This is a genomic window from Pseudomonas fluorescens (genome assembly GCF_004683905.1).
Taxonomy (GTDB): domain Bacteria; phylum Pseudomonadota; class Gammaproteobacteria; order Pseudomonadales; family Pseudomonadaceae; genus Aquipseudomonas; species Aquipseudomonas putida_A.
Map to the genome: position 1 here is coordinate 1,090,331 of NZ_CP038438.1, position 20,207 is coordinate 1,110,537.

The following is a 20,207-nucleotide window of genomic DNA, read 5'->3' on the forward strand; positions in this document are numbered from 1 at the left end:
ATGGGAGGAGGGGGATCAGTCGGAGAAGCTGCCCTGCAAGCGCTCGGCACGAAACTCCAGGGTTTGTGGGCGATAACCGGGGCGCAGCGGTGGCATCGGCAGGCAGTCTTCCCAGTCGCCACCGGCCTGCAGTTCGCCGGGGCCGCGATAGCGCGGGGCGGTGTATTGGTTGTCGGCCAGATTGACCGTGTCGCCCGGCGCGTAAGCTGCGATGCGCCAGCGCAGTTCAGTCAGCGGCACGTCGTTGCCGTTTTTCATTTTCAATTGCAGCGGCCGATCTGCCGGGCATTGTTCCGGTGCATAGCTGATGCGCATCTCAAGGCGCGCCAGTTGCTTGAGCTCGCGGTTGTCCAGCCACACCACCCACATGGCCACCAGGCCCAGACCGACAGCCGCGGCCACGGAGACCGGCACAGCCTTGGCGGGATAGCGCAGCAGCAGAATCAACCAGGTGATGATCAGCAGGATGCCGATGAACATGAGGGAACGCTCCTTGGTTCGTGAGTACCATCCTACCGGAGGGCCGGCGCAATGGACATTCGCGCGTATTCCGAATGTACCGTCAGTCGGTACTGTAATTTCTGACAGTTGAAAATCGTAAAGCGCGGATGCTCTGATGCCCTGAAGCATGGATAACGCTAGTGCCGGGAGCAAGCTGATGAACAAGCATGGCAAAACACCGACGCTTTCAGTAAGCGACCCGCGCGGACTGCAGGTTCGGACGGTTGGTTATTGGCGTGCCGACGACCTTTGCCCAGCTCAAACCCGCGTCAATCGCACGGCGCGCGACGCTGCCGGAAGGGTTGTGGAACAGTGGGATCCGCGCCTGTGGGCACTGCAAACGACCGAGCCGCTGACGCCAGCGAATCTGCGCACCCTTTATTCGTTGATCGGGCAAACGCTGCGCTCCGACAGCGTCGATGCCGGCACGCAGCTGGCGTTGTACGGGCTGGGTGCCGAGACGCTGTACGACTGGGACAGTCGAGAAACCTGGCGCGAGGTGCAACACGACCCGTTGCTGCGTCCGATTGCCGTGTTCGAAGAAGGCGCATCCGAGCCTAGGCGGTGCGTCGAACGTCTCACTTACGGTCAGCCCGGCGCGGGTGATCCCTCCCGGAATCAGCTGGGCCAGTTGATTCGGCACGATGATCCGGCGGGTAGTGTGTGCTCGCAAAGCTTTGCAATCAGTGGGCAATGCATTGAAAGCACACGGCACTTCACTCTCGACCCCAGCGTCCCCGATTGGCCGCAAAACGTTGATGACCGCCAGCGCTTGCTGGAGCCCGGTGACGGTGCAACGACCCGCTGGCGCTTCGGGCCGCTGGGGCAGGTACTCGAACAAGTCGATGCACGTGATAATCGACAGGACCGCGAGTTGACGCTGGACGGTCAGTTGCGCGCCTGCCATCTGCAATTGCGGCACCAGACCAAAGCGCAAACGCTGGTGAGCGACATTCGTTACAACGCTGATGGGCAAGTCACTCAGGAACTGGCGGGCAATGGTGTGCTGACGACGCTGACCTATCAGCCCGAGGATGGTCTTCTGCTAACCCGCCATGCGAGGAAAGCCGGGGGCGAGATATTGCAACATCTGATCTACAACTACGACCCGATGGGCAACTTGCTGAGCATCGAGGACAAGTCACTGCCGATCCGGTATTTCGCCAACCAGCGTATCGATCCTGCCAGTCGTTTCGACTATGACAGCTTTTACCAGTTGCATGTGGCCACCGGTTGGGAAGCAGGTGCTGCTACTCAAGGTCCGGCGTCCATCGGACGTGACGATCCGGCAGCAGTGAGCAATTATCGACAGACCTTCCACTACGATGAATCCGGCAATCTGCTGCTGCTGACGCATGTTGGCGCGCGCAATGGCCGCGAGCTCAAAGCTGCGCGATCAAGTAATCGCTGTTTGCCTTACCGTAATGGCGTGCCACCGACGGAAGAGGAGATTGCCGCGGCGTTCGATCCCCGTGGCAATTTGCGAGCGCTGTACGCGGGGAGTTCATTGACGTGGAATCTGCGTAATCAGCTGCAATCGGTGACGCCGGTCGAACGTGCCAGCGGCCCCAATGACCGTGAACACTATTGCTACGACGGTGCCGGCCAACGTGTGCGCAAGATTCGCTCACTCCAGACGAATACCCGCGGCGTCACGGCCCAGGTGCGCTATTTGCCTGGGCTGGAGCTACGTACCGACACGGCCACCGGTGAACAACTGCAAGTGATCTGCGTCGAGGGCCACATCAGCCGTGTACACGTGCTGCACTGGGAAAGTGCTCCGCCCACCGGTTCCAATGACCATTATCGGTACACGCTGACGGATCATCTCGGATCGACCTGCCTGGAACTGGGCGAGGATGCCCGGCTCATCAGTCAAGAAACTTTCTTCCCGTTCGGTGAAACGGCGTGGAGCAAGGACACCGAGGCCAGTTACAAAACCCTGCGTTATTCGGGCAAGGAGCGCGATGCAACAGGTCTCTATTATTATGGCTATCGCTATTACATGCCGTGGTTGCAGCGCTGGTTGAATCCTGACCCGAAAGGCTTTATCGACGGGCCGAACCTGTATCAGATGGTGGGTAACTCGCCCATGAACCATGTCGACACCGATGGGGGCGGGAAGGCCGCCACATCTGAGTTGGCTGACAGTGTGCAAAAGCAGCAGGCATTAATGAGCACGATGACCTCGGCGGCAGCGGACGTCAGAAACTCATTGCTCAACCACACTCAGGCGCGACACCGGTTTCAGGCCCTGGTCAGGCGCGTCGGGACGCAACTGGCCAGCAGCATGTTCAGCGCAGGCGCTCAAGCCGCAGGGGGCACGATTGGCACTGCAATGGGCACCGTGTTCGGACCGGTAGCCGGTTCGCTTGGGGGCAAGATTGGCACGAAGGTCGCCGATAAGTTGGCGGGTGCAGCCATCGACAAGGTGGTGGACACCTATCAGTTGAACCGACCTATCCATTTCAAGGGCAGCGAATTGAATCCCAAGGCTCTGGTTGAAAGCGTCGAGCCGAAAAAGAAGCTGAGTCTTGCCACAGTGAAACTGCAATTGGCAGCGCATGATCCGCGCACAGCCGACGGTCGATCACGATTGACCCAAATGGCGCGCGCCAAGGTCGAGGGCAAAGTGATCGAGGCAGTCTCTGAAAAACTGGGACCAGAAACTCGGGGGCTGTTCCAGACGGGGCGGGAATTCATCCATGCAGCGCAGGGACTGAATGCTGAGGCGTTAAGCAACACTTACGAACATCTTTCGGCAGGCATCGACATGGTCGAGTTCAGGACGCAGGCCATCCTTACCGAGCTGGCAACCACCGGCAGCGCGGATCCGGAGCTTTTCGAAGCGGTCTCCGACTTGTCGATGCAAACGTCCAGTACGCTGCAGAGCCTGCAGCGGACCCAGGACTTTATCGGACTGCTCGCACCGGCTCCCTACGCGGGAAGGCGGCAATCGCTGGGGGGACATTTCCGGCCAAGACTGACTCGACAACATTCGTTGAGTTGAAAAAAAGCCCCCGCCCAACCCACTGCGGATAGGGGACGCAGCGGGCTGGACGGGGGCTTCTCATTGCCGGGTGATCACTGCGCGATGGTTTTCACCGACACGCCGCGTTCGATCGGGGTGGAGCGGCCGTAGATATCTTCGAAGCGCTCGATATCGTCTTCACCGAGATAGCTGCCCGATTGCACTTCGATGATTTCCAGCGGGATCTTGCCCGGGTTGCGCAGGCGGTGCACCGAGGCGATCGGGATGTAGGTCGACTGGTTTTCGCAGAGCAGGAACACGTTGTCATCGCAGGTCACTTCAGCAGTGCCGCTGACCACGATCCAGTGCTCGGCGCGGTGGTGGTGCATCTGCAGCGACAGGCACGCGCCCGGTTTGACCGAGATGTGCTTGACCTGGAAGCGGCCACCCATGTCCACCGAGTCATACGAGCCCCACGGACGGTAGACCTCGCAGTGGTTCTGGGTTTCGCTGCGACCCTGCTCGTTGAGGGTGTTGACCATCTGCTTGACGCCCTGAACCTTGTCTTTGTGGGCGATCATCATCGCGTCCTTGGTTTCGACCACGACGATGTTTTCCAGCCCGATCACCGACACCAGTTTGCCGTTGCCGTGGATCATGCAGTTCTTGCTGTCCTGGATCACCACATCGCCTTTGCTGACGTTGCCGTTGGCGTCTTTCTCGTTGACTTCCCACAGCGACGACCAGCAACCGACATCGCTCCAGCCGGCGGACAGCGGCACCACACAGGCACGCTGGGTTTTTTCCATGACGGAGTAGTCGATGGAGTTGTCCGGGCAGCAGGCGAAAGTGGCTTCATCCAGTGTGACAGTGTCGGCGTCCTGCTGGCTGCGCTCGAGGGTCAGCAGGCAGGTGTCGTAGATGTCCGGATCGTGCTTTTTCAGCTCTTCGAGGAAGCGGCTGGCGCGGAACAGGAACATGCCGCTGTTCCAGTAGTAGCCGCCGGATTCAACGTACTCGGTGGCACGTTTGACGTCGGGTTTCTCGACGAAGTGCGAGACGCGGCTGACGCCTTCCGGCAGCAGCGAATCGCCGGTGGACTTGATGTAGCCGTAACCGGTTTCCGGCTTGGTTGCCGGCACGCCGAACAGCACCATCTCGCCGTTTTCGGCGGCAACGGTGGCCAGGGCGAGGGCGCGTTGCAGGGCTTTCTGGTCTTCCAGTACGTGGTCGGCCGGCAGCACCAGCATCAGTTCGTCACGCCCTTCGTTGACCAGCATCATCGCGGTCAGCGCCACCGCCGGCGCGGTGTTGCGGCCGAACGGTTCCATCAGGATGCGCTGGCATTCGAGGTTACGGTTGGCCAACTGTTCGTTGACGATGAAGCGGTGATCCTTGTTGCAGACCACGATCGGCGTGTCCATGCCTTCGAACACCAGACGTTCCAGGGTTTGCTGGAACAGCGTGTGTTCACCGGTCAGGGCGAGGAATTGTTTAGGGAATTGCTTACGCGAAAGCGGCCAAAGACGTGAACCGCTACCACCTGACAAGATCACCGGAATCATATTGTTTACTCCATAAAATCGATTGGTTAGAGGCACGAACGTTGTGTCGTTTCACTCTTGTTTTTGTCTCGTATCCGAACTGACAACCCGATCAAGGGTGGGAGGGGGCTTGCTCCCGAAGGCGGTTTATCAGTCGACATATCGGTTGAATGTCAGACCGCTTTCGGGAGCAAGCCCCCTCCCACAGTGGGGACGGGGTCAGTCTGGAAATTGATTAGCGAGTCGACACCGGGCGTTTCACCCAGACTGGCGACAGGCTGCTGCCGGAACCGGTGACGTACAGCACCGCTGCCTCACCACGCTCCAGAGCGACCGGTTTCACGTCGCCGACTTTCTTGTCGCCTTCGTACAGCGCCAGGCTGACTTTCACCGGGTTGATTTCACGTTCGCCACGGCCCTTGGCCGCCACGTTCGGCACCACGTCGGTCTTGCCGTCGGCGGTCTTCAGGGTCAGCGGCTTGTCGCTGAGGTTCTGCACGCGCACCAGGGATTTCTGCTTGTTCTTGAACGGTGGTTCTTCGATCAGTTGCGGCGCGCCGGACGCGTTGTTGACCAGGGTGTAGTAGTGGTCACCGGCGAGTTTGACCGGCAGGGTCTGGCTGCCGATTTTGGCGCTGTAGTCACCGCCCGGCATGAAGCTGAAGTCGCTGCTGGCCAGTGGTGCAACGTCGCTCAGGTTGGTGCTGCCGACGGTGGCGCTGACTTCGGCGTTGCTGGCGTTGTAGACGCGCACGAAGGTCGAGCCTTTCGGCGCGGTCGGGCCGTACAGCGCGGCGTCACCACCGGCGAAGGCCTGGACGGAAAGCACGCTGAGGCCTGCAACCAGTGCGAAGCGTTTTGCGAGACGACGAGGAGTAGTTGTGAAAGTCATGGTGTTACCTCTCTTTCAGTTTTGCGCCCGATCGGGCGTCTCGGATTTAGTGTTGATGGCTACGTTTTGTTGGCGAGCACCGGCTTGTTTGAGCTCTGCGACCCACTGTGGGTCGGCGTCGCCGATTTCGTTGTTCACAGGCAGATATCGTTCAGGAAACTCCCAGATCAGCACCTGTGGCGGGCTGTTCTTGAAGTCATCGCTTTTCAGGTAGCTGAGCATCGGCAGGATCGGGCCGTGGCCGTCCTCGGCGTAATTGACCACGTCGCTGTGCAGCGCTTGTTTCAGCGCACCGACGAAGTTCCAGTTGGGGTTGGCGCTGTAGCTGGTACCGATCAGTGCGACCGGTACTTCGCTGCTGGCGAACAGCGCGTCGTCACCGGCAGGCTGCTCGGCCGCCACGGTGTTGCGCTTTTGCAGCGGCTCTTGCGCCGGCATCAGGTTTTCGAACAGCGGATCCAGCGGCAGGAACAGACGCAGGTCGCCCTTGTGCGTGACCTTCTCCGCTGGCGTGGTTACAAAGCGCTGTGGCTCGCCGCTGAGCGGGAACTTGTCGGCGATAGTCTTGGCCAGGGTGTTGGCGGCGATTTCAGCGCCTTCCGGGGTCCAGTGGGTGTCGGTGCGCAAGAACACTTGCTGACCGTTCTGCTTGGCCTGTTGCAGCGGGCCGAGCAGGTCCGGGGCGAGGATCTTGTCTGCCGCGACACGGGCGTGGAAGTCCTGATAGAGGTTGGCGTGGATGCTCGCCGGTTTCACTTCACCCAGGTGTTCCGGGTACAGGCGCACCTTGGCCGGCACGATGGCCATCACCAGTTTCACGCCTTTGGCTTTGAGGGTCTGGCGCACGCCTTCGACCAGCGCGTAGTTGCCTTGCAGGTTCAGCTCTTCGTTGACGATCGGGTTGAATTCCTCGTCGCTGTACAGCCACTGATCGCGACCGAGCACTACGCCTGGACGACCTTCGTTGAACAGTTTGAAATCCAGCGCCGCCCAGAGGTTGGTGCCCAGACGCTTGATCGGAAACTGATCGTCGTAGTGGGTTTCCACGGCTTTGGTCCAGCGACCGTTAAGCACGGTCGCATCGGCGTTGGTGCTGAAGCCGAAGAAGCTGCGCACCGACCACAGACCGAGCACCAGCAGGGTCAGCAGAAACAGCGCGATGTAGAAGATGCGTAATGAGCGGGTCATGTCAGATCCCTCAGAACTGGAAGTAAAGGAACGGCGAGAAGCTTTGCGCCGAGAGTTTGAGAATCGAGGCGATGAACAGCAGCAGGATCAGCCCGCGCATCACGTAGCGTGACCAGTCCGCCGTCCAGTAAGCCGGTTGCACCTGGGCTTCGACGCCGACGGTGTAGCCAGGCTCATGGATGCTCGCCGGGTTTTCGCCGGGGGCTGCCTTGATCATGCCCGGGGTCGCGGTGGCAGGGCCGTTGGCCTCGACGTTGACTTCAGGTTTGCTCTTCACCGGAGGCTGGTTGGTGTACAGATCACGCAGGCCGAAGAACGCCAGGGTTGCGTACGCCACCACCAGGGTCGCCACTTGCAGACCGGTGAGGCTGGCGCGGTTGAGTTCCGACAGCGACCAGTCGCTGAAGCTGAACATCGCGCCGTACATGCGCCCGGCGACGTGCAGGTTTTCGGCACGGAAGATCACCCAGCCCATCACCACCAGCAGGAAGGTCAGCGCCCAGCGGATCGGGTTCAGGCTGCGCGGCGAGGTGTTGATGCCGAGCATTTTTTCGATCGCCAGCCACATGCCGTGCCAGGCGCCCCAGACGATGTAAGTGATGTTCGCGCCGTGCCACAGACCACCCAGGAGCATGGTCAGGAACAGGTTGCGATAGGTCATCAGCGTGCCTTTGCGGTTACCGCCGAGGGTGATGTACAGGTAGTCACGCAGCCAGGTCGACAGGCTGATGTGCCAGCGGCGCCAGAACTCGGTGATCGACTGGCTGATGTACGGCTGCTTGAAGTTTTCCATGAAGCGGAAACCCATCATCAGGCCCAGACCAATGGCCATGTCGCTGTAACCGGAGAAGTCGAAATACAGCTGCGCGGTGTACGCCAGCGCGCCAAGCCAGGCATCCCCGGTGGTCGGGTTTTGCAGGGCGAAGCAGTGGTCGGCGACCACGGCGAGGGTGTCAGCGATGAAGACTTTTTTGATGAAACCCTGCATGAACCGCGTGCAACCTTCGGAGAACTTGTCGAGGGTGTGGGTGCGGTTGTTGAACTGGTCGGCGAGGTCGCGAAAACGCAGGACCGGGCCGGCAATCAGGTGCGGGAAGATCGCCACGAACGCCGCGAAGTCGATCAGGTTACGGGTGGCCGGGGTGTCGCCGCGATACACGTCGATGATGTAGCTGATCGACTCGAAGATGTAGAACGAGATACCGATCGGCAGCAGCACGTGGGTCAGGATGAACGGTTCCAGACCGAACGAGGTCATGATCGCGTTGATGCTGTCCACGCCGAAGTTGGCGTATTTGAAGTAGCCGAGGATGCACAGGTCGACCGCGACGCCGAGCAGCAGCCAGCGCTGTGCCGGTTTGGTGCGCACGCCGGCGGCACCGACTTTCAGGCCGATCCAGTAGTTCCACAGGGTGACGCCGGCGAACAGCGCCAGGAAGTCCACCCGCCACCACGCGTAGAACACGTAGCTGGCGATCAGCAGCAACAGGTTGCGATAGCGTTGCCCGCTCAAGTAGTACAAGCCGAGAAAGATCGGCAAGAACAGAAACAGGAACACGTTGGATGAAAATACCATCCCGATCTCTCCATGTTTGAACCAACAGTCAAGGGCCAAAGCCCCCCCAAACCCCCCGTGAAAATTCAGGGGGCGACATCACTTCACTGTGGGAGCGGGCTTGCTCGCGAAGGCGGTGTGTCAGTCGACATCAGTTTTGAATGTCAGACCGCATTCGCGAGCAAGCCCGCTCCCACAGGGGATTGCATTCTTTCTTACGAACCTTTGTTGCCCTTCTCGTGGGACGGGTCGTAGACCTTGGTCAGGTCGCCGCCGAGGCGGAAGGTCTTGAACGGCTGCATGCCGTGCTTCTTCTCGATCACATCCGCCGGGCAGGTGTAGAGGGTGCAGAACGGTTCGAGCCAGGCGAATTTCATGTCCTCTTTCAAGTCGGTCATGTCCTGCTCTTTGCCGTTCTTTTTCTCGAACTGGTCCGGGTCTTTCACCCCGGCCAGCACCCGGTCACCCAGACGCTTGAGCGCGCTGTTGTTTTCCTGACGCAGATCGACACCGTTGACCTGGGCGAAACTGGCGATCATCGCCAGTGGCGGCAGGGCGTAGTTGTGATAGGCGAGGGCGCGTTGCTGGCGCTTGAGTTCGTTGGGCAGGAAGCCGTCGGCGTCGATTTGATTGACCCCGACCTTGTATTCCTTCACCGCCCAATCAAACAGGTCGCGACGGTTGGTGGCGATCGAGGTCGCCATCACCGACCACGCGGCCCAGTACGAGTGGTTGTTGGTTTTTTCCAGCGGCAGGTTGTCCCAGTCGCTGACCACCTGATCGGCCATCTTGCTGAACCACGCCTCGATCTGCTGCGCTTCTTGCTGATGCGTGGCCAGCGGATGCGAGTCGGAGAACTTCAGGCGAATGTACGAAGAGGCCATGCTGCCCAGCGCCCATTTGCGCATCGATTTGCCGGTGTGGTTGAAGTCTTTCGACATCAACGCATCGGCCTTGGCCCACGCGGTCAGCCAGTTCAGCGTGCAGTCGAGCTGCTCCGGACGACCGTCGCGCATGAACTGCATCACTCGTTTGGCGGTGCCGCGCTCCAGCGTGGTGATGTCCTTGGTGGTGTCGCGGAAGGCTTTTTCCGACTGCACGTTCAGGGTCGCGCGGGCCTTGTCCGAGCCTTCGTACTTGCTGCGAAATTGCAGCGGCCCGGTGTACGGCGCGGGCATCGCATCGCAGCCTTCGCTGTTGTCGCCGCTCTTGAATTTATCCACAGGAGCAAAGTAGCCCTGCGGCGGACGCAGTGGCGCGGCGGCCTGAGTTGCCCCGGCGAACATCGCCAGGGTCAGCAGGGATGGCGCAAGCAAGTGTTTGATCGTTCGATTTCGCATAGCAGACCTCATTGCCCGAGCTGAGCGGTTTGTGGCCCAGCGCCCGGGAATACGTTGCGTTTGCAGATTTTCGCTTCGACTTTTTGCGGCGCGGTGCCCGCTTCCGGGCCCTGGACTTCGACTGCCAGCAGATTTTGCGAGGCCCAGTCTTCGTCCGTGCGCAGCTCAAAGGCGAAACGACCGTCGGTGTCGGAGGTTTCCGGTTTCTCGATCTTGATGTCCTCGTGGCGACCGTTCATGTACCAGAGGGTGGCTTGCAGGGTTTTCACCGAGGTGTCGGCGAAGCGGATGTCGACCTGATGGCTGCTGTTCTGCAGGTTCAGGTTTTTGCTGTTGACCAGCAGTTCCTGTTTGCCGCCAGGCTTGAGCGTGGTGCTGGCGGACATTTGCGCGTCTTTGCCTTCGCAGCCGTTGTCGAGAAGAGACATCATCTGGCGATAGATGGTTTCCTGGTCGAGGCGGTACAGCGGCGAGAATTCCCAGATCAGAATCTTCGGCGGAGTCTTCTGGAATTCGTCGCTACCGAGGTACTGCAGCATCGAACCTTCGAGACCACCGCCGGGGAAGGCGACGTTGAGAATGTCGGCGCCAATGGCCTCTTCGAGGAAGCCGGCGAAGTTGTAGTTCTTGCCGCTGTGCGAGGTGCCCACGAGGGTGATTTGCGGGTTGCCGGAATCACCGAACAGGTCGCCGTCACCGGCCTCGCCTTTCGGCTCGGTGGTGAACTGGTCCATGTACTGGATCGCGTAACTGGTGCCGCACAGTTGCCCGGCCATGTTGTGCAGGGTGCCGGTCTTGCCCATGCGTCCGGTGCGTTTGGTTTCGAATTCACGCTTGGGAATGTCGGCGAAGGCCGGGATCTGCTTGACCTTCTCGGCGACGATTTTCGCTGTGCGCTGAGCGCCGTATGGCGTCCAGTGCTGGTCGCCGCGGAAGTAGAAATCGTGGGCGGGCAGGGTGTCCGGCAGCGATTCGTTGGTCAGCGGCGACAGGTCCGGCACCACGTAACCCATCTGCGCGAAACGGCCGAGCATGGTCTTGTAGTTGCCCAGCGCTTTCTCGTAATCGAACGCGGCTTTTTCCTGCGGGTTGAGCTTGTTGCGGTTCACCAGGCCACGGGTCGGCTGATAGACGATCACCAGTTCGACGCCTTTGGCCTTGAACGCATCGTGCAGCTGTTGCAGGCGTTTGTAGCCGGCCGGGGTGGTGTTGAACTCGGTGCGCAAATCTTCCTGGGTACGGAACAGCCAGTCGCCCTGCGCCTGCACTAGGGTGGTGAAGTTTTGCTGATAACGCGTGGTGTAGTTCTTCGCGTCGTGCGCGGCCGGGCACAGGTTGCAGCATGGTTCGGCGCTGAATTTTGGCGGGGTGGCGCCCGCCGCGTCATCGGCGCGGGCAGCATTGCTGGCCGCCATAATGCCCACGGTCAGGGCCGACAGGCTGAGTAATTTGATCAAGTGTGGGTGCATAAAATTATCCTCAGTCCCGCATTTCGGTCTGGCGTTCGACAGGGTCGATCAGTACGGCTTTCTGCTGGCGCACCAGCAGGTCGAGAATTTCATCCTGGCGCTCGCCAAGGATGCCGTTGAAGCTGATGCCGCTGGATTTGGTCGGCGCCAGCATCGATACGCGATATAGCTCGACGCTCAACGGCGAGTCGATGGCCATCGGCCCGCTGCCGTTGGCCGCCAGTTCACCGCCGACCACGATCAGCGAGACTTGCGCATCGAACGGGTCGAGCTTGATGTCACGGTCGGTGTCGGTCAGGTCCTTGATGTGGCCGTAGACGCCGGTCAGACCGTTGGCCATGGCGACGTTTTCGTAGAGGCGGATGTTCACGCTGTTACGAATGCGGATGCCGTGGCGCTTGTTGCTGATGACCTTGTTGCCCCACAGCAGGTTGTCGGCGGACTCGTAGAGGGTGATGCCGTCGGTGTGGTTCTTGTAGATCTCGTTGTAGGCAATGATGTTGTTGACGCTGTTACGGTCGATCACCAGGCCCGAGAGGTGGTTGTCGTAGCTCTTGTTGTTGAAGATGAAGCTGTCGTTCACTTCACGGGAAATGATGATGCCGTGCTTCTTCTTCGTACCGTGGACGGTGTTCTCGGCAAGGATCAGACCGTGGGAACGGTCGTGCGGGTCGATGCCGTAGACGATGTTGTCCTTGTAAGTGTTGCCCTTGACCACGAAGTCGCGGGTCTCGTAGCAGTAGAAGCCGTACCACATGTCGGAGAACTCGGAGCCGACGATCCAGCCGGTCGGCTCGGGACGCTTGAGTACCTTGGCCATGTTCGGCGTGTACTGGGAAATACTCACCCCGTACGACTTACTGTTGGCGTAGCCGAAGCTGGCCATCTTGCTGTTGACGATGTAGGTCTCGGTGCCGCCCCAGGCCAGCAGAAACGGCCGGAATTCCTTCGGCGAACGGAAGGTTGCCGGGCCGTTGTCCTTCTCGCGCCAGCCAGTGACTTTGGTGTCACGCACAAACAACTGACCGTCGTTGACCAGGAACGAACCGGCCTCTTGGGACAGGCGCAACTCCTGGGTCTGACCATCGATTTCGAGGATGCCTTTGCGACCGACCACAATCGGCAGCTTCGCCAGGTACACGCCCGGCGCGGTTTCGCTGAAGTACTGCTTGGGCAGCTTCTGCGCCAGATCCTTGAGGTTCAGGTAACCGTCGTCGACGAAGATCGCCTGCGGGATGCCGTGCTGACGCACCACCCATTCGGCCATCTTGTTGTCGCCGCCGATGAAGTCCTTCAGGGCGTCTTCCTGCATCATCCGGCGCACGCTGATCTTGCCCGGTTTGCTGCGATTGATCTTCGCGGCAGCGGCTTCGGCGGTGAAGCCGGAGAGGTCGGGCAGTTTCGGCTTGGCCAGTTCCAGCGCCTCGGTCGGCGCGCTGCTGACGGTGTAGGTCTTGGCTTGTTGCAGCTCTTTGGCGGTGGTCACAGGCTTGGCCGGTTCCACCGTGGCGAACGCGCCAGCGGAGGCCAGCAGCATGGCGCCGGCCAACAGGCTGAGCGAGCCTTTCCTTGCATGGTGCATGTCGGGCACTCCCTTGGCGGTTTGCATCAGAAGCGCCAGATCACGTCGATGAACGCGCGGTGCATGTACGAATCGACCTGGCTGCCATAGGCATCACCCGGCTTGAACACGCCGCCACGGAAACGCACCAGCGCCGACGGTTCGTCGATCGACTGGCTCAACGCCGCCGGCAACAGGCCTTGCTTGAAGTACTTGGTCACCACCAGATCCATTTCCTGGCCCAGGTCCTTGTTGCCATCCTGCAGCGGCAGCGAGGTGCTGGAGAGGATCGCGCCAGTGACGTCGTCGGTGTTGTTTTCCACGGCGTTGATGCCGTTGCTGCCCACCGGCTTGTTGCCGTCCACGCGCCAGAACTTGTGGTAGATCAGGCTGGCGTCGTACTGGTCGTTGAGCATCCACGAACCGAACAGGGTGGCAGTCTGCATGTTGTTCATTTCGCCACGGAACGCTTCGCCGAAACGGTGCACGCGCGAGCGGGTACCGGTGTAGTTGGAGCGGTTGCTTTCCAGACCGTTCTGCTGGTAATCGGCGCTGGCGCGAGCGTAGGCCGCACCGACCTGCCACTGCGGATCGAGGCGCAGGCGCACGCCCAAGTCGGTGGCCCAGCCGTTGATGTCATCACTGCGCTTGGCTTGTGCCGGACGGCTGCCATCGGCGTTCAGCGGGTTGACCGAATCGAGGTCGCCGCTCATGCCGGTGATGCTGCCCCAGTAGTTGACGGTGTTGGTGTTGCGCCAGTTGTAAGCGTCGCTGTCGGCGGTCAGACCGAGCCAACTGATGTCGCCGTTCTGGGTTTTGTCGAGGGTGTCGCGGGGCACGCCCGGTTCGGCGTAATCGAGCTTGCCGTTGTCGTGGGTGTGATGACCGCGAATGCCGACCCAGTTACCCGGTGTCCACTGGTAGGCGGCATCGGCGTAAGCGTGCAGGCGATCCTTGTCTTTCGGCGCGAGCTCTTTGAGGTCAGTGCGGTATTCGCTGAAGCGTTCGGCGACACCGACGTTGGCGCGCAACAGGGTGGTATCGAAGGTCCAGTTCAGCGCTTCGATGTTGGTGTCGCGCCATTGGCCGTCGTCATTGCGCAGGCGCTGGCGACCGAACTTGAGCATCTCGCCGGGGTACGGCGTCAGGCCGCTGTAGCCGACCCAGAATTCGCGCATCGCCAGATAATTTTTCTTGGTTTTGCGGTCGCTGTTGTCGGTGGTTTGTTCACCGTCGGACTGCTGCAGGGTGTCGGTCTCGATGATGTCGGTCGAGGTCACGGCCTGACCCATGGCGTAGGCACTCCACGCGCCGCTTTCGCCGTAGACCCACGGACGCAGGTCCAGGCCCACACCGTTGACGTCGCCGCCGCTGGCGGTGCCGAGGTCGCGGTCGTCTTCGGACTGGCCGGTGATTTTCACTTCCAGGCCGAAGTTCTTGGTTTCAGTGATCGCGGCCAGTGTCGGGCAAGACCAGATCAGCGCGAACGTGAGGCCAATGCCGGCCTTCACAAAGGGATTCAACTTCATAGGGATTCCTCGCCGTCTTCTTCTTGCAGGGCGTGCAGTTGCAGCGTGTTCTGGTTCAGGGCGCCACGGCTGGCCTGTTCCTGTTGCAGCAGGCGCTGGGCTTCGGCCAGACGCTCGGGCGGCAATTGTGCTGCCAGGGTGGTCGCCAGTTCATCGGCTTGCGGGGTGTTCTGCGCCTTGGCCAATTGGCTGAAGACATAGGCGTTGAGCGGGTCGGGCTTGGTGCCCTTGCCTTGGGAAAACAGTTGGGCAATGGCGAAATCGGCGCTGTTCTGGCCATTGCGCGCAGCGGTCAGCAGGTGGTCGAGGGCCTTCTGCGGGTAGACCTTGCCCAGATAACCACGGCGATAGATCTGGCCGAGGTAGTAGTCGGCGGCGACTTCGCGGCCGACGGCTTTCTGGAAGTGTTCTTCGGCGACTTTGGCGTCGGCCGGCACCAGTTTGCCTTCGTAGTAGAGCTTGCCCAGCAACAGTTCGGCGCGCGGCTGGTCGGCGGCGCGGCCGTTGTCCAGGTACTTCATCATCTGATCGACGTCGCCCAGTTCCGGGAAGTCGTAGAGCAGCTGCGCGAGAGTCACCCACGATGCCGGGTAGCCCGGGGCGATCGGTTCGAGCAGCGCTTGCGCGGTCTTCTCGTCGGTCTTGCCGAGGGTCGAATCGGCCAGCACGCGGGCCACCGAATCGACGCGCTGCGCGCTGACCGTGCCACGGCTGTAACCGGCCTGCATCTGCTTGATCAGCTCGGCCTGTTGCTCCGGCTGGGCGCGTTTCTGATAGACCGTGGCCAGTTCGACGTAGCAGATGTCGGTGGTGTTGAGCGCGGCCTTGCAGATTTTTTCCACGTCATCCAGATGCTGGTCGTAAGTGCCCTGGGTGCGATACAGCAGCACCTGCGCCAGGCCGGCTTCCGGGTAGCCGGATTTGCGCCACTGATCGATCTGCTGCTGTGCGTTGATGTTCGGGAAGCTGTGCGGGAATTGCAGGTACAGCATCGCCAGCGGGATCAACGTGTTGCCTTCGCCATTGGCGGCGGCTTTTTTCAACAGGCTTTCGGCTTCGTGGTGCTCGGCTTCGGTGGAACCCGGCTTGGCTACCAGCAGGCGCCCGAGACGGGCCTGGGCCCGTGGCGACACGTCGGCGGCGGCACGGTAAGTCGCCTCGGCCTGTTTGATCTGCTCGGGGTCGCGGCTGTCGACCTGGATATCGGCCAGGCCCACTTGCGCCTCGCTGTAACCCAGATCTGCCAGTGCGCGGTAGTTCTGCGCGGCGGTGGCGGTGTCGCCACGCTTGAGCGCTTCGTTGGCCAGGCGTTGGTCGGGCAGGCCGGCGCAACCGGCCAGACTTACCGCCAGTGCGACTGCACACAGCGGACCCATGTGGGAGCGGGCTTGCTCGCGAAGGCGGTGTGTCAGCCCAAACTGATTTTGAATGTTGAACCGCATTCGCGAGCAAGCCCGCTCCCACAAGGGCTGCGGCGTGTTCAAAAGAGTAGGAATCGTCACAGGCATGTCCTCGACTTAAAGACCGGCAGCCATGGCTTTGTCGATCAGCCAGTTCAGGTTCGGGCCACGGTCGCTGTTCACTTCCACCGGGCGGCCGGCGAAGCTGCTGTCCAGCGGTTCGTCCGGCTGGATCTGCACGCGGATGTCGGAGGACAGGTCGGCGCTTTTCAGGCTGGTGCTGCTGACGATCTTGCCGGTGCGGGTCTGGTCTTCGCCGGCGATCTGGAAGCTCACTGGCGTCCCCGGACGCACGTCGCCGAACTGGCGATAGGAGAAGCGTGCATCGACGGTGGCCTGGGTGTTGCGCGGCACCAGGGTGAAGATCACATCGCCCTTGCTCGCGTACTGACCGTCCGCCACCAGTTGCTGGGCCACGGTGCAATCGCACGGCGAAGTCAGGGTGCCGGTCATCTGCTTGCCGAACAGTTCTTCAACCTTGGCCGGTTGCAACTGGTCTTCGTCCAGATGGCCCTTGAGCACGTCGAGCATGCTGGTGCTGAAGGTCGCCAGCGGGGCGCCTTTGGCGGCCACGCCGTCGGACTTGACCAGGCTCTGCACGGTGCCGTCACGCGGCATGGTGATGTTCATTCCCGGCACGCTGACCAGACCTGCTTGCGCGTGGCTGACGAAGTACATGCCGTACACCGACTTGAACACGAAACCGAACGCGACCAGACCGATGGCGAAAATGCCGGCGCTGAAAGTCACGGCTTTCAGACGCCCGAACGGGGTCATGCCGCTGCCGCCGTCCTTGACCTTGCGCGCCTTGGTGAAGTTGTCGCGCTGCAGGGTCGCCAGCACTTCACCCATGCTGACGATGTCGCCGGCCAGGTGCGAAGTGATCAGGTGGCGCAGCGTGGAAATATCCTGCGGTTCCAGGTTCTGGAACTGGCAACCGGCGCGGCCGCTCTGGCGATCGTAGGAGCGCACTTGAAGTTCGACGTCCATGGCCAGACCGAGGTTGTCGATGACGAATTGCAGGCGTGCCTTGTACACCTCGCCGAGGGTCAGCGGCAGTTGCCCGGCGTTGAACGCCAGACCACCGGCGGACAGGTCGAGGACCCGCGCTTCGACCGGCGTCCGGTCGGGGCCGAAGAAACGCAGTTTGGCCGGGATTTTCACTCGGGCGTGCTGACGCTGGGCTTCGGATTCATGCACTACGTTGGCGTTGACGGCGGTATTCATGGGGGCGATTTCCTTGTTAATTCAATAGGGGCAGGTCAGACCATCATCAGCAGCACGGCGACGAAAATGCTGCCGGCGGAGAAGGTCATGGTCCGAGACGACCAGGTGTTGAACCAACGTTGAAAGCTGGCGAGATCACGGGTCAGGGAAGTGGGTTGGCGCGTCCAGGATTGCTGGTCGAGGCGGAAGAACACGTAGATCTTCACCAGCGCACCGACGATCTGGTTGTAATACAGAATCACGGGATAGGCCGGGCCGATCCGGTGACCGGAGCACGACAGCAGCAGGGTCAGAATCAGGCGGGTGATGCCGATCCACAGCAGGTAGGCGAGGATGAACGCGCCGCCGTACTTGAAGCTGGCGATGATCGCCACGGTCAGGCCCAGCAACGACGTCCACATCGATACGCGCTGATCGAACAGCACCACCGAGGTGAAGGCGCCGAGGCGTTTCACACCCAGGCCCAGCGCTCGCGAGTTCTGGCGCAGGTTGTTGCCGTACCAGCGGAACATCAGTTTGCGGCTGGCCTTGATGAAGCTCTTTTCCGGCGGATGCTCAACGGTGTTGATCGCGGCGTCCGGCACGTAAAAGGTGTCGTAACCCAGGCGCATCAGGCTGAACCAGCTCGACTTGTCGTCGCCGGTGAGAAACTTGAAACGGCCCAGGCGCCAGTGTTGCAGCGAGTCGCTTTCGACGTCGGCGATGAATTCCGGATCGGTCACCACGGTGGCACGGAACACCGACATGCGCCCGGTCATGGTCAGCACGCGCTTGGACAGGGCCATCGAGCACATGTTGATGTGACGCTGGGCGAAACGCAGCTTGTGCCATTCGCTCATGATGTAGCCGCCGCGCACTTCGCAGAACTCGTTGGTGGTCAGGCCGCCGACGTTGCCGAACAGCTGGAACCACGGCACGGTCTTGCGCACGGTGCCTTCGCCGAGCACGGTGTCGCCGTCGATCACGGCCACCACGGCGCGGTCGTCCGGCAGGTGACGGGAGATCGCGCGGAAACCATAAGCCAGGCCATCGCGCTTGCCGGTGCCGGGAATGCGCACGAAGTCGAGCTTCACGCGGTCTGGCGGATTCATCCGCGCCCACAGCGCTTTCACCAGCAGCTCATCGGACATTTCGACGATCGAGCAGACCACGGTGGTCGGCAGGTCGCAGTCGATGGCTTCGCGGATCACCGAGCTGTAGACCTGCGCGGTGGTCAGCGCGTCGATACGGAAACTGGTGACCATCAGAAACACATGCGACGGGTCCGCCGCCTTACCCAGCTTGCGCACTTTGCGGCGCAGGTGCGGGTAAACGATGTAGAGAAAAATCATGCCGCGCACAAAGTGCGTTGCACCCATCGAGTAGCGCCAGATACCCACGGCGCCAATCAGGAAAATAAAGTCCTTCGACTCGGAGTCGAACGTGGACGTGGGCAGCATCAAGGCCAGGCCCAACAACAGGCTTAGAAACAAAAGCCAGCCGGCGGATTGCAGAAAGAAATGTTTGAGCTTGGTCATCGACGTCATCCGAGGTAAGAGAGGCTTCGAGCTGCAAGCGAAACGCTTTGCTTGCAGCTCGAGGCTTGTCGCTTGGCGCTGCTTTACCAGCAGATACCTTCAGTGCGAGTACCCGGGTTGGTGGCTTTGGCCATGAAGCCGACCAGGTCGATGACCTGTTTGCCTTGCGGTGCTTCCTGGGCCAGCGCGCGGAATTTCTCGTCGCGGTTGCCGAGGATGATCACGTCGGAGTTGTCGATCACCGAATCGAAGTCAGAGTTGAGCAGGGACGACACGTGCGGGATCTTCGACTCGATGTAGTCCTTGTTCGCGCCGTGAACACGGGCGTACTCGACGTTGCTGTCGTAGATGCTCAGGTCGTAGCCCTTGCCGATCAGCATTTCGGCCAGTTCCACCAGCGGACTTTCGCGCAGGTCATCGGTACCGGCCTTGAAGCTCAGACCGAGCAGGGCGACTTTGCGTTTGTCGTGGCTTTCAACGATGTCGAAGGCGTTCTGCACTTGCGATTCGTTGCTGCGCATCAGCGAGTTGAGCAGCGGCGCTTCGACGTCCAGCGAACCTGCGCGGTAGGTCAGGGCGCGCACGTCTTTGGGCAGGCACGAACCACCGAAGGCGAAGCCCGGGCGCATGTAGTACTGGGACAGGTTGAGGGTCTTGTCCTGGCAGACCACGTCCATCACTTCACGACCATCGACGCCGACCGCTTTGGCGATGTTGCCGATCTCGTTGGCGAAGGTGACCTTGGTTGCGTGCCAGACGTTGCAGGTGTACTTGATCATCTCGGCGACCGCGATGTCCTTGCGGATGATCGGCGCGTCGAGTTCTTCGTACAGCGATTGCAGAACGTCGCCCGAGGCCTTGTCGAACTCGCCGATGACGGTCATCGGTGGCAGGTCGTAGTCCTTGATCGCGGTGGATTCACGCAGGAATTCCGGGTTGACCGCGACGCCGAAATCGACACCGGCCTTCTTGCCCGAGCAGTCTTCGAGGATCGGGATCACCACGTTGGCGACGGTGCCCGGCAGCACGGTGCTGCGTACCACGATGGTGTGGCGGGTGGTTTTTTCACGCAGTACGAAACCGATCTCGCGGCACACCGCCTCGATGTAGTTCAGTTCCAGGTCGCCGTTCTTCTTACTCGGCGTACCGACGCAGATCATCGACAGGTCGGTGTCACGAATCGCCTCGGCGAAGTTGGTCGTACCGCGCAGACGACCGGTCTCGATACCCTGAGCCAGAAGTTCGCCCAGACCCGGTTCCACAATCGGCGACTTGCCGGCGTTGATCATGTCGATCTTGTCTTTGGCAACATCGACGCCAACCACGTCATGGCCCCGTGCAGACAGGCAACCGGCACACACTGCGCCAACGTAACCCAAACCAAATATGCTGATGCGCATCGCAATTACCTCTGTGTTTTATCAAGCCATTAGATGGCCGGAGTTAATGGTGT

General features: G+C 60.9%; 14 protein-coding genes. 1 reads left to right on the plus strand and 13 read right to left on the minus strand.

Features of this window, described 5'->3' with window-relative positions:
- Window positions 1–15: 15 nt before the first annotated feature.
- Window positions 16–480, minus strand: a complete 465-nt coding sequence (locus tag E4T63_RS04880) for a multidrug transporter (RefSeq protein WP_098967290.1) — start codon at window positions 478–480, stop codon at window positions 16–18.
- Window positions 481–658: 178 nt separating this feature from the next.
- Between E4T63_RS04880 and E4T63_RS04885 the strand changes: the two genes are divergently transcribed.
- Window positions 659–3,511: an RHS repeat domain-containing protein gene (locus E4T63_RS04885; RefSeq protein WP_135294999.1), complete on the plus strand. Its 2,853-nt coding sequence runs from the start codon at window positions 659–661 to the stop codon at window positions 3,509–3,511.
- A gap of 74 nt (window positions 3,512–3,585) precedes the next feature.
- On the opposite strand, the gene E4T63_RS04890 is transcribed toward E4T63_RS04885, so the two are convergent.
- From E4T63_RS04890 to E4T63_RS04955, 12 genes are all read right to left on the minus strand, one after another.
- Window positions 3,586–5,037 carry a mannose-1-phosphate guanylyltransferase/mannose-6-phosphate isomerase gene (locus tag E4T63_RS04890; RefSeq protein ID WP_003221833.1) on the minus strand — a complete coding sequence of 484 codons (1,452 nt, stop codon included), beginning with the start codon at window positions 5,035–5,037 and terminating at the stop codon, window positions 3,586–3,588.
- 214 nt (window positions 5,038–5,251) lie between these two features.
- Entirely contained in the window at window positions 5,252–5,908 is a 657-nt protein-coding gene (locus E4T63_RS04895; RefSeq protein ID WP_127651075.1) for an alginate O-acetyltransferase AlgF, read from the minus strand.
- A gap of 15 nt (window positions 5,909–5,923) precedes the next feature.
- Window positions 5,924–7,096 (minus strand): alginate O-acetyltransferase, encoded by a 1,173-nt coding sequence (locus E4T63_RS04900; protein ID WP_135295000.1) that lies wholly within the window; start codon window positions 7,094–7,096, stop codon window positions 5,924–5,926.
- Between the two features lie 10 nt (window positions 7,097–7,106).
- A complete protein-coding gene (locus E4T63_RS04905) occupies window positions 7,107–8,672 on the minus strand; it encodes an MBOAT family O-acyltransferase (protein ID WP_007969546.1) in 1,566 nt (521 codons plus the stop codon).
- A 194-nt stretch (window positions 8,673–8,866) separates the two neighbouring features.
- Window positions 8,867–9,991: a mannuronate-specific alginate lyase gene (locus E4T63_RS04915; protein ID WP_115988166.1), complete on the minus strand. Its 1,125-nt coding sequence runs from the start codon at window positions 9,989–9,991 to the stop codon at window positions 8,867–8,869.
- A gap of 8 nt (window positions 9,992–9,999) precedes the next feature.
- Window positions 10,000–11,460: an alginate O-acetyltransferase gene (locus tag E4T63_RS04920; RefSeq protein ID WP_135295001.1), complete on the minus strand. Its 1,461-nt coding sequence runs from the start codon at window positions 11,458–11,460 to the stop codon at window positions 10,000–10,002.
- A gap of 10 nt (window positions 11,461–11,470) precedes the next feature.
- A complete protein-coding gene (gene algG / locus E4T63_RS04925; protein ID WP_135295002.1) occupies window positions 11,471–13,042 on the minus strand; it encodes a mannuronan 5-epimerase AlgG in 1,572 nt (523 codons plus the stop codon).
- A gap of 26 nt (window positions 13,043–13,068) precedes the next feature.
- Window positions 13,069–14,550, minus strand: a complete 1,482-nt coding sequence (locus E4T63_RS04930; protein WP_047292669.1) for an alginate export family protein — start codon at window positions 14,548–14,550, stop codon at window positions 13,069–13,071.
- Window positions 14,547–16,052 carry an alginate biosynthesis TPR repeat lipoprotein AlgK gene (gene algK, locus E4T63_RS04935; protein ID WP_209318225.1) on the minus strand — a complete coding sequence of 502 codons (1,506 nt, stop codon included), beginning with the start codon at window positions 16,050–16,052 and terminating at the stop codon, window positions 14,547–14,549. Before algK ends, E4T63_RS04930 begins: the two co-directional genes overlap by 4 nt.
- 15 nt (window positions 16,053–16,067) lie before the next feature.
- Window positions 16,068–17,237 carry an alginate biosynthesis protein Alg44 gene (locus E4T63_RS04945; RefSeq protein WP_098967301.1) on the minus strand — a complete coding sequence of 390 codons (1,170 nt, stop codon included), beginning with the start codon at window positions 17,235–17,237 and terminating at the stop codon, window positions 16,068–16,070.
- Window positions 17,238–17,272: 35 nt separating this feature from the next.
- Window positions 17,273–18,754 (minus strand): mannuronan synthase, encoded by a 1,482-nt coding sequence (alg8, locus tag E4T63_RS04950; protein ID WP_167797061.1) that lies wholly within the window; start codon window positions 18,752–18,754, stop codon window positions 17,273–17,275.
- An 83-nt stretch (window positions 18,755–18,837) separates the two neighbouring features.
- A complete protein-coding gene (locus E4T63_RS04955) occupies window positions 18,838–20,154 on the minus strand; it encodes a nucleotide sugar dehydrogenase (RefSeq protein WP_047601441.1) in 1,317 nt (438 codons plus the stop codon).
- Window positions 20,155–20,207: the final 53 nt, after the last annotated feature.

What these genes read in the sequence shown, in the direction of transcription:
- E4T63_RS04880 (WP_098967290.1), bottom strand. Translation starts at nt 480, where the DNA reads ATGTTCATCGGCATCCTGCTGATCATCACCTGGTTGATTCTGCTGCTG.
- E4T63_RS04885 (WP_135294999.1), top strand. Translation starts at nt 659, where the DNA reads ATGAACAAGCATGGCAAAACACCGACGCTTTCAGTAAGCGACCCGCGC.
- E4T63_RS04890 (WP_003221833.1), bottom strand. Translation starts at nt 5,037, where the DNA reads ATGATTCCGGTGATCTTGTCAGGTGGTAGCGGTTCACGTCTTTGGCCG.
- E4T63_RS04895 (WP_127651075.1), bottom strand. Translation starts at nt 5,908, where the DNA reads ATGACTTTCACAACTACTCCTCGTCGTCTCGCAAAACGCTTCGCACTG.
- E4T63_RS04900 (WP_135295000.1), bottom strand. Translation starts at nt 7,096, where the DNA reads ATGACCCGCTCATTACGCATCTTCTACATCGCGCTGTTTCTGCTGACC.
- E4T63_RS04905 (WP_007969546.1), bottom strand. Translation starts at nt 8,672, where the DNA reads ATGGTATTTTCATCCAACGTGTTCCTGTTTCTGTTCTTGCCGATCTTT.
- E4T63_RS04915 (WP_115988166.1), bottom strand. Translation starts at nt 9,991, where the DNA reads ATGCGAAATCGAACGATCAAACACTTGCTTGCGCCATCCCTGCTGACC.
- E4T63_RS04920 (WP_135295001.1), bottom strand. Translation starts at nt 11,460, where the DNA reads ATGCACCCACACTTGATCAAATTACTCAGCCTGTCGGCCCTGACCGTG.
- algG (WP_135295002.1), bottom strand. Translation starts at nt 13,042, where the DNA reads ATGCACCATGCAAGGAAAGGCTCGCTCAGCCTGTTGGCCGGCGCCATG.
- E4T63_RS04930 (WP_047292669.1), bottom strand. Translation starts at nt 14,550, where the DNA reads ATGAAGTTGAATCCCTTTGTGAAGGCCGGCATTGGCCTCACGTTCGCG.
- E4T63_RS04945 (WP_098967301.1), bottom strand. Translation starts at nt 17,237, where the DNA reads ATGAATACCGCCGTCAACGCCAACGTAGTGCATGAATCCGAAGCCCAG.
- alg8 (WP_167797061.1), bottom strand. Translation starts at nt 18,754, where the DNA reads ATGACCAAGCTCAAACATTTCTTTCTGCAATCCGCCGGCTGGCTTTTG.
- E4T63_RS04955 (WP_047601441.1), bottom strand. Translation starts at nt 20,154, where the DNA reads ATGCGCATCAGCATATTTGGTTTGGGTTACGTTGGCGCAGTGTGTGCC.